This window comes from Ferrovum sp. (assembly GCF_027317285.1).
Lineage (GTDB): Bacteria > Pseudomonadota > Gammaproteobacteria > Burkholderiales > Ferrovaceae > Ferrovum.
The window spans coordinates 1-7,975 of record NZ_DAHVHV010000067.1; the positions used below are offsets into that span (position 1 = coordinate 1).

Consider the following 7,975-nt stretch of genomic DNA (forward strand, 5'->3'; position numbering starts at 1 on the left):
AACCCTCAATCGCCTGAGGCCTTGTATTGGCACAGGCAACACGGTTTCGTCTTTCCGCGAATTTTTTCAAAAATCCTCTTGAAATAAGGTATATAAACCTTATAATAAGCATGTACCGCAAAATAAATAAAAGAGGCTCCCATGAACCACCTGACCCACTATACCAAGAAGCGTACACAGCCCAGCGGCTCGGGAATCACCCGTCCAGACGAAATTCTGCAGCGCATCGCAGCACGGCTTCCCTTTTTTGAAAAATATTTTTAAATATCTCTTGCATAAGGTTTATAAACCTTATACTATGTATACACCGTATAAAGAAATAAGGAGGCTTCCATGAACTACCTGACCACCCATGCCAAAAAACGCACACAACAGCGCGGCATCCCGAAGTTAATGATAGAACTTTTGCAACGCTTTGGTAAACGCGCCTACGATCACCACGGCGGGGTAATTCGCTACCTGGACAAGGCTGCGCGCCGCGCTGTAGAAAAGTATATCGGCACACATGCCTTCCGCCGTATGCACGAATACTTTGACGCTTATATCGTGGAATCCACTGACTCCGGGGGCATCATCACTTGTGGTCATCGGTATGCGGGCCTGAATACTCACTAAGGAGATCAACATGACAACAAATCACCTCAAACTTATTGTCGCCATCATTATCCCAATGGTAACAGCCATCATCGAAATGGTAGCAGCCGTCGAAGACTTTAAAACAGGAACCAAAAAATGAACGCAACAACGAAATCAGATACCTTTGAACTCACTGGCGATACGCTTCAAACGCTTATCAGCAATATCCGAAGGTACTTATCAGTAGCTGGTGGTGCCGAGGCGATTGATCGAGGACTAAGTGACGACCCACCGGTAACCAAGTTGACCCAAGCCCAGTTGGTTGAAAGTTCCGGGATCAAATTGCCGACGCTCGCCAAAATTCTTAATGGAGAAACGACAAATCCAACGCTCGAGTCGATCTGCCAACTCGCAGCAGGGTTGAACATATCTCCAGCCTTGCTTCTGATGTCAACAAAAGACTGGAAACTCTTGCTCGCAGGGGTCGACCGGATCATACAACTTACTCAAGCTCCCGATGAGAAACAGAAACTCTATATAAAAAAGGCAGAAAAAGTAATGAGCGATCCGGCACCCAATCCTAAAGAGGTTGCCGAAGCGGCCCTAGCCCTTGGCCGCGAGTTTCTTAATAACGCAGAAAGATCACAACAGATCTTGGAAATGTACAAGTTTTCAGCAATGGCCGACATGAATGCCTTGGAACCGGAACAGAAACTTATTGTGCTTGTTCTGGCCTCTGTCTTCGGCTACAGAGCCCCTTCTATTTCCTACCAATCCACCAAACAACAGATCGAGGGCTAAATTATGCGCAACGACAAAGAAGATTTGGCACTACTGAACATTCTTCGGCAATGTGAGGCCAAGGAAAAGATTCCGTTGATCGACTACATCACTGATTCGGGCGAAGGCCGCCTATCTCTGAGCAAAGAATCTGAAAACAAACTGGTTGCAGCGAAACTATCTGAAAGATTTTTTGACGATGAGAAAAATAAACTCATCATCAAAGAAATTCAATCCTTCGGTGGCAATAGTTTGGTCAATCTGATTCGCTCCGGAAAAGGTGTTTCATATGACGAAATCGTCCGCGATGTGGCATCTAAGGTCGGAGCCAAGGTAACGAGCACCGCCAGTTGCGAGGACATGGAAAACGCCATCATCGCCAAGATTATTGAGAAAGCATGGGACAAGATGAGTCCCGAAGATCGCAAAGAAATGACCGAATTTATGCACATTCCCGCTAAAGGACCAGTTACGCTTGCCGCCGTGTTGGCAGCCGCTGAACTTGGTGGTTTTGCGACATTTCAACTTGTTGCCAGTGTTGCCAACGCTCTTGCAAAGCAAATTATTGGTCGTGGACTCGCCTTTGGCGCTAATGCAGGCTTGATGCAAGGGCTTGGTGTACTGGTTGGACCAGTCGGATGGGCGGTGACGGCCTTGTGGCTTGCAGCTGACCTCGCTGGGCCTGCCTATCGTGTGACCGTTCCATGCGTCATTCAAATCGCCTATTTGCGACAAACCATCGCCATAAAAAACTTCAAAATATGCCCACAAGGCCATCCACAGAAAGATCCTAATGCGAAGTTTTGTAGCACCTGCGGCGCACCCATCGCAGCCCCTCTCCTGCAAAACACCTGATCGACAACATAAAAAGGAAACTCGCCATGTTCTTTATTCTAATCTCTGTACTTGTTCTGGGGATCCTTGTCATTTCCCTGGCCTTTGCTTACGCGATGATCATGATTGTCCTGAGTGTCGCTGGCACAGTGTACTTCGCGAGTTTCCTTCTCTTCATGAACACATTCAATTCAGACAACATCGGTATCACATTACTTCTGACTCTCATCACTGGTACGACAATTAACGCACTGTTGTACAGAACGTTTTTTGGTGATAAGTGAACAGCGACAATTGATAAAGAAAATTTATGAATGGGTTTGCAGTAATTTTCCAGATTACAACTAAAATTAGCCATTGATTGAATATTTAAATCTTAATAATTATGAGGCACTAAAATGTATAATATTTTTAATGCGGCAAACAAATCTCAAGAGACGGCCTTTAAAACCATTAAAGATGTCAATAATCCTGACCAAGCAGAAACCTTAAAAGAAATGAATAGAGACAACAATAAGTTTTGGTTTGGTATCTTTGCATTGGGTTGTGGACTTGTTTACGTTCTGACTCAGAAAGGCGAAAAAAATGGACTTAATTTGATTAAGTCCAATGATACAGAATCCTATTGTTTATGTGATGATGCACCACCATCCTTATGAAGTGCAACCTAATTGCCGCCTAGCGGAGTGCCCCGCCAAACCCCCCCCTCAAGGTGTCTTTTTGACCAACTCCGACCACAACGCTCCCACATCCGGCAGGCGCCTGACATAACCGATGTTCTTCGGAATTTCAGGCGCCGGCTCATCGGCTCCACGGGTCCGCTTCCACTCTTTTCTCGTAATGTCCCATAGCTTCTTCACTTGCTGACGGACCCCGCCAAACCCCGGGCTCCGGTGCAGTGAGTGAATGATCTGGTCGAGTATCGCATCCTGTTTCAGCCGGATAACCTGCACGATCTGGTCATGGATTTTCTCAAACTGTGGCTTTTCGTAGCGCCAGGTCAAAACCGGGGCTTTGGCTCCGGGCTTGGTGATTCGCACCAACTCGTACCCCGAATGCCGGATGCGTTGTTCGTGAACAGGGCGCCACAACTCTGACCGGTCCAGATCTTCACCTGGCCAGCACAGCAGCACCCAGTTCACCATCCCGGCCTTGTCATCCAGGTAGCCCAGCCACCGTGTCACCGTCTCCCCTGACTTGCGTGCCTGTAGATCGGTACGACGCGACAGGTTCACCTTGTACCTGGCCGCAAACTTGGCCACCAGAAACGCCACCTTCTCCAACCTGGTCGAACCCTGAATGTATAGTTCGGCTCCGGCTCGCACCCCATCTCCCACCCGCTGCATCCATACCGTCTTCTTGGTAAAAATGTAAGGGTTGGTGGCGGCTTTCCCACGGTACGCGCTGGTGCGGTTCTGGCCAGGTTTGGGGGTGGTCTGGTTTTGGGGTTTATTGGTCATGATGCAGCAATAATACTATAAAACCGTTAAATGTGGCACGGTATAAAGAGATTCCACATATTTTAGACAAGCCACAACAACCAGGGTATCATCAACCCGTCACAGGCTCAGCCAAGCCACGATACATCCGCATCACCGTGTCGTGGCCGCCAAGCCAACGACACTCAATCACCGGGGCGGTGTTGCCCCATACGCAAGGTATGCCAACCTTGCGCAGTCCGGTGAAGCGTGGTGCTTTTAGTCAAGCTCGCCACGCTACGACGAGCGCGTGGGGGTGTATTTCCCCCACATCGACTCATTCCCCGTTTCACCACAACGTAACGTGGCTTTGAAATTGGGCGACGTGGAAACCCAGGCAGGCAGGAAATGGCTTGTCCTTGGCGATACAAACGAATGGGGAGACAGCGCAAGATCGGCTGTCGTCAATACCCCGGCGGCATGTCGTTGGCCAGACCCGCAAGGGAACTTGGGCATGACGCTGGCGCAGACGAATACTGTTGAGGGCCACGAATCAACGTGGCATGTCATCAACCCGCAAGGGTATGGCTGGTCTGTAAGGACCCAGGGGCGCGGGGAAAGAACCTTGAGCGCTCGGCACCTACGCAAATAGCGGGGGTCATTGGATAGCTTATGTCGTCTAAAAGCGGTGCTGGAAAACCGCAATGTGCAGGCAAATGAGCCGTTGGTCAGGTAGTCAACTGGCTAATCGGTAATGTGGATACGTTGTGTCGGGTAAGTCACCGGCTTTGGAATCTCGCGGGGCTGAAACCAGAAAATCTGGGTAAGCGTATGCGATGGCACAACATGGAGCATGGCGGCGCGTTTGCTAAGTAGGGAGTATCTAACACGGGAAGCGCCGACCCCAAAAACGACTGGCAATCGTTGCAGTATTGGGAGGCGTGGGAGATTGTGGCGAGAATTCGGCCAGTAATGACCAATTCGATTAGGTGTTGAAAACAAGGGCTGAACCGAGGTTAAGGTTCTTGTGAGTACCGAAAGCCCAAACCGGACAAAAAGTGATTTTACCGCAGGGATGCGGCGTGTTGGATGTATGTGACAAAGACGGGGTTTGGCAACCCCGTGATCCGTGCAACCAGTTTGGCGACTGGAAGCACGCCCACAGGTGGCACTGTGGGAGTTGGGCTGGCACAGTTGGAGGCAGATCACCGCGACAACGAGGACAAGGGCGCCTGCTTTGGCAGGGTGTTGAAGTTTTAACCATTGAGACGCTCCACGCAGCATGGGAGTTGTGTCCCGGACCTGCAGGATGCGAGTACGCGTTTCTTTTAGACACTGAGTGTCATGCCGTTCGCTAAAAACGGCTCTATCGACCAAACACATGGTCAGGCCACACAGCTCTGCTGTGACTTGGGGCCACAAACGACCGGGCTATGTCATTAAACTGGCTGCACCGCTCACCCTTTTTAGGGTGGGCGGTTTTTTCTGTCCGGATCAGACAACGCTGCCGGAAAAAAGGGAGGGATGGCCATAAATGCTACCGCCCGCCCGTAAATATCGTGACTGTCACAGCATTAGGCAATACAGCGCCTGGTTGAACGCCCCCTTTTGGATTCCACAAAAACCCATCAGAAGCCACAGGAGACAACGAAACATCAAAAACATACACAACCCTATCCAGGCACAAAAAAACGTCATCAGCGCGCTCGTAGCGCCTCTGACATACAAAAAACCAACAAGACCTGGCCGGAAAGAAGAAAAGTGGGGGGAATGGCGCCAACAACAAAATCCAGGATCTCCCTTGTTTATAGTGACAGTCACGGAATATAATAGCGTGACTGTCACAAAATTATGGGAGAAGCCATGCTACAACCGGATCAAGGAAAGAAACCTGGTAGACCTGCTACCGGCAGGAACCGGTCTGCTGCCGAACGCAAGCGCGATCAGCGAGCACGGGACATGACTGCCATATTTGAATCTGACAGTGAAACCTGGACCGAAGCGCAATGCCTCACGGTGTTGTTGTCAGGCTCTCGTTTCAAGAAAGGGTCTCCACTTCAAAAAGGGGCCTGGGAGCGACTGGGGAAACTTCGCGGGTTTGTGTGACTGTCACAGATACGCGTTGACAGCACTTGAGCACTTTCCTTGTTACGCCTTTTCAATCGCCAGAGATACTCGCCGGCCATTCTTTGGCTGGCCCCCCATGCGGAAAAGACACTTTCCGGAGTCTTCCATCCCCTCTACCCCACGGTTTACGGCCAAAGCAACGATGAAACCCGCTGTTATCTGATATGGCTCGTTCACCGGACACTTGTCACAATAGCCAATCGTGGATGGTGGACTTCGAAATGCCCAACTCGGTGGCGATTGCCCGCAAACTCATACCCCTAGCCCGCATCAGGCGGGCCGTGGCGCGATTATCTGCGCTGGCCCGTAGTCTTGCCTCCCCTGAAGCCTTTCCTGCCTCAGCCTGGTTCGTGGCCTTACTTCCGCCTTTTGCTCCCTGCTTGGCCTGCCAGGCTGAGTAGCGCTCCGGCGTGAACTTCGACCAGGTATACTTGTGAACGCTGCGAACGATGTGTTTAACTTCGCTGGCGTGTAGCGGTATCCGAAATTCTGCGTTGCGCTCCAACGCACGATAATTTAAGGCTTCAAGCCAACGTTCGCTGCCCTTATCCCAAAACCCACGAATGGCACGGTATGCGTAAGCGCGAAGAAAATCGAACAACGTGCAATTGCGCCCAAGTCCGTATTCAAGCACCTTGCCACGCTTTGGAACAAACTTCTCCAGGTCAGGCAACCACTCGGCAAGATAGCCAAGATCATAAAACCCAGGGGGGCCTTTGTAGGTCCTCCAGAGCGGATGCACCGGATTCTTTGTGATAAGGCCAGCATAGCCAGGGTCAGCCTGCAGTTTCTCCCGCATGAGGCCCTCGATGCCAGCCAAATACCGCACGGGCTTCTCGTGGACACCATGCCCCTCCATAAGCACCGGAGCCGATAAACCCCACACAAGGTGCGCATGTCCATTCTCGCGATTGACGGTCGAAAAGTTCGGCGACGGCAAATTCGCGTCTTCCCAGGCGAGACCTCCGCTTGGCCGATCAACGTCGAAAATCGCCCAAACTCTCGAGTGCGGTGGGTTGATCTGGATGTATGGCTTCGTTAAGGCTTGCTGGATACTGCGGATTCGCAACCCAACCGATAGGTCATCAGTGCAATACGGGCGATGAGGTAGTCGGTCTTTGTGCCCAAAAAGATCAAGAAGCAATTGTTCATTTTGAGTTTCGCACGAACTTGTATGGTAAAATTTCATCGTGTCCTGCCAAGTCTAGTTGGTGGGGCCAATGCTGTCGTGGACTGCGAATCCTCAACAGCAAAGTGGAATCAGAACGATGGTGACTGATTCCATTATTTTTTGCAATCTTTTTGCAAAAAAATTAAAGAGATGTATCCATCGACACAAGCCCGCTATGCGGGCTTGTGTGCTTTATGATTACCAAAACGATCTGGCCGGAAAAGAAAAGTGGCACGGCGGGATTGACGGGTTCTCGTTCCCCGAAGAAACCTACCACGGCAAAAGACCGTACAGCCCAAGATTGGAAAACTTCGTTAGTTTATGTGACTGTCACGGCGTTAACGCAGTTTACCCAAAAAGTTCGGCATGCGTACCAGCGCGCACAAAGACAACCAAGGCAAATTTACCGCTGTTATCTAACTTGTAGGTCAGCAGAAAGTCACCCCCAATGTGACATTCCCTGTGCCCATCCCAGTCGCCCCCTAACGGGTGATCGAGCCATTCAGGACCAAGTGGGCCATCATTTGCAATCAACAGGAGCATCGCTACCTTGAGCCGGTTCATGTCGTACCGACCTGATCGGGACAGACGCTCCCAATCCTTGAGGAAGGACTTGGCGTAGTCTGCTGCACGCGGCAGCAAGGCACGCTTACTTGCTGCTGTTTTTTTCGAGGTCATCGAACAATTCAGTAGCGGTCGCAAAACGGGCGCGGCGTGCGCGAGAAATCTCGTCGGCCTCCATCATCGCTGTACGCGTTTCGGCATTCGGCACTTTGAGCATAAATGGCAGTTGCTTATCAGCGACAACGCGCATCAGAAATACACGCACGGCATCCGAAACAGAAAGGCCCATCGCTGCCAGGGTTTCTGTAGCCTGCGCCTTAACTTGCTCGTTCACTCGAACATGGACCATCGTAGTAGTCGCCATAACACCCCCTTCCTGCTTCCTGTAAGTTGAGATCTATTGTATCTCACCCAGTGAAAATGATAACCGGTCTTTTGGTGTGAAGTCTGCGTTTTTGATTTTTCCATAAATACGGTTTTTAGGTCGATGCATTTCGATGACGGT

The 7,975-nt window shown here is 50.5% G+C and carries 10 protein-coding genes; 6 read left to right on the top strand and 4 right to left on the bottom strand.

Translation table 11 applies throughout. The features are described 5' to 3' along the window. Positions 1-141 precede the first annotated feature (141 nt). From M6F29_RS10540 to M6F29_RS10560, 5 genes are all read left to right on the top strand, one after another. Positions 142-264 carry a hypothetical protein gene (locus M6F29_RS10540; RefSeq protein ID WP_298159545.1) on the top strand — a complete coding sequence of 41 codons (123 nt, stop codon included), beginning with the start codon at positions 142-144 and terminating at the stop codon, positions 262-264. 69 nt (positions 265-333) lie between these two features. After that, positions 334-615 (top strand): hypothetical protein, encoded by a 282-nt coding sequence (locus tag M6F29_RS10545; RefSeq protein WP_298159548.1) that lies wholly within the window; start codon positions 334-336, stop codon positions 613-615. A gap of 117 nt (positions 616-732) precedes the next feature. Next, positions 733-1,377 carry a helix-turn-helix domain-containing protein gene (locus M6F29_RS10550; protein ID WP_298159551.1) on the top strand — a complete coding sequence of 215 codons (645 nt, stop codon included), beginning with the start codon at positions 733-735 and terminating at the stop codon, positions 1,375-1,377. 3 nt (positions 1,378-1,380) lie between these two features. Further along, positions 1,381-2,211 (top strand): YaaW family protein, encoded by an 831-nt coding sequence (locus M6F29_RS10555; protein WP_298159554.1) that lies wholly within the window; start codon positions 1,381-1,383, stop codon positions 2,209-2,211. Positions 2,212-2,588: 377 nt separating this feature from the next. Next, a complete protein-coding gene (locus M6F29_RS10560; protein ID WP_298159556.1) occupies positions 2,589-2,849 on the top strand; it encodes a hypothetical protein in 261 nt (86 codons plus the stop codon). 48 nt (positions 2,850-2,897) lie between these two features. Here the strand turns inward: M6F29_RS10560 and M6F29_RS10565 are convergent, their stop codons facing one another. Beyond that, entirely contained in the window at positions 2,898-3,650 is a 753-nt protein-coding gene (locus M6F29_RS10565; RefSeq protein WP_298159559.1) for a hypothetical protein, read from the bottom strand. A 1,821-nt stretch (positions 3,651-5,471) separates the two neighbouring features. Between M6F29_RS10565 and M6F29_RS10570 the strand changes: the two genes are divergently transcribed. Then, positions 5,472-5,714: a hypothetical protein gene (locus tag M6F29_RS10570; protein ID WP_298159562.1), complete on the top strand. Its 243-nt coding sequence runs from the start codon at positions 5,472-5,474 to the stop codon at positions 5,712-5,714. Between the two features lie 208 nt (positions 5,715-5,922). On the opposite strand, the gene M6F29_RS10575 is transcribed toward M6F29_RS10570, so the two are convergent. The 3 genes from M6F29_RS10575 to M6F29_RS10585 form a co-directional block, all read right to left on the bottom strand. Further along, positions 5,923-6,924, bottom strand: a complete 1,002-nt coding sequence (locus M6F29_RS10575) for a replication initiation protein (RefSeq protein ID WP_298159565.1) — start codon at positions 6,922-6,924, stop codon at positions 5,923-5,925. 330 nt (positions 6,925-7,254) lie between these two features. Beyond that, complete coding sequence (locus M6F29_RS10580; protein ID WP_298159567.1) at positions 7,255-7,584, bottom strand: type II toxin-antitoxin system YafQ family toxin; 330 nt, start codon at positions 7,582-7,584, stop codon at positions 7,255-7,257. After that, a complete protein-coding gene (locus tag M6F29_RS10585; RefSeq protein WP_298159570.1) occupies positions 7,556-7,834 on the bottom strand; it encodes a type II toxin-antitoxin system RelB/DinJ family antitoxin in 279 nt (92 codons plus the stop codon). Before M6F29_RS10585 ends, M6F29_RS10580 begins: the two co-directional genes overlap by 29 nt. Between the last annotated feature and the right edge of the window lie 141 nt (positions 7,835-7,975).

Bases quoted from the DNA above. Each gene is read 5' to 3' on its own strand.
- M6F29_RS10540 (WP_298159545.1), top strand. From the start codon at position 142: ATGAACCACCTGACCCACTATACCAAGAAGCGTACACAGCCCAGCGGC.
- M6F29_RS10545 (WP_298159548.1), top strand. From the start codon at position 334: ATGAACTACCTGACCACCCATGCCAAAAAACGCACACAACAGCGCGGC.
- M6F29_RS10550 (WP_298159551.1), top strand. From the start codon at position 733: ATGAACGCAACAACGAAATCAGATACCTTTGAACTCACTGGCGATACG.
- M6F29_RS10555 (WP_298159554.1), top strand. From the start codon at position 1,381: ATGCGCAACGACAAAGAAGATTTGGCACTACTGAACATTCTTCGGCAA.
- M6F29_RS10560 (WP_298159556.1), top strand. From the start codon at position 2,589: ATGTATAATATTTTTAATGCGGCAAACAAATCTCAAGAGACGGCCTTT.
- M6F29_RS10565 (WP_298159559.1), bottom strand. From the start codon at position 3,650: ATGACCAATAAACCCCAAAACCAGACCACCCCCAAACCTGGCCAGAAC.
- M6F29_RS10570 (WP_298159562.1), top strand. From the start codon at position 5,472: ATGCTACAACCGGATCAAGGAAAGAAACCTGGTAGACCTGCTACCGGC.
- M6F29_RS10575 (WP_298159565.1), bottom strand. From the start codon at position 6,924: ATGAAATTTTACCATACAAGTTCGTGCGAAACTCAAAATGAACAATTG.
- M6F29_RS10580 (WP_298159567.1), bottom strand. From the start codon at position 7,584: ATGACCTCGAAAAAAACAGCAGCAAGTAAGCGTGCCTTGCTGCCGCGT.
- M6F29_RS10585 (WP_298159570.1), bottom strand. From the start codon at position 7,834: ATGGCGACTACTACGATGGTCCATGTTCGAGTGAACGAGCAAGTTAAG.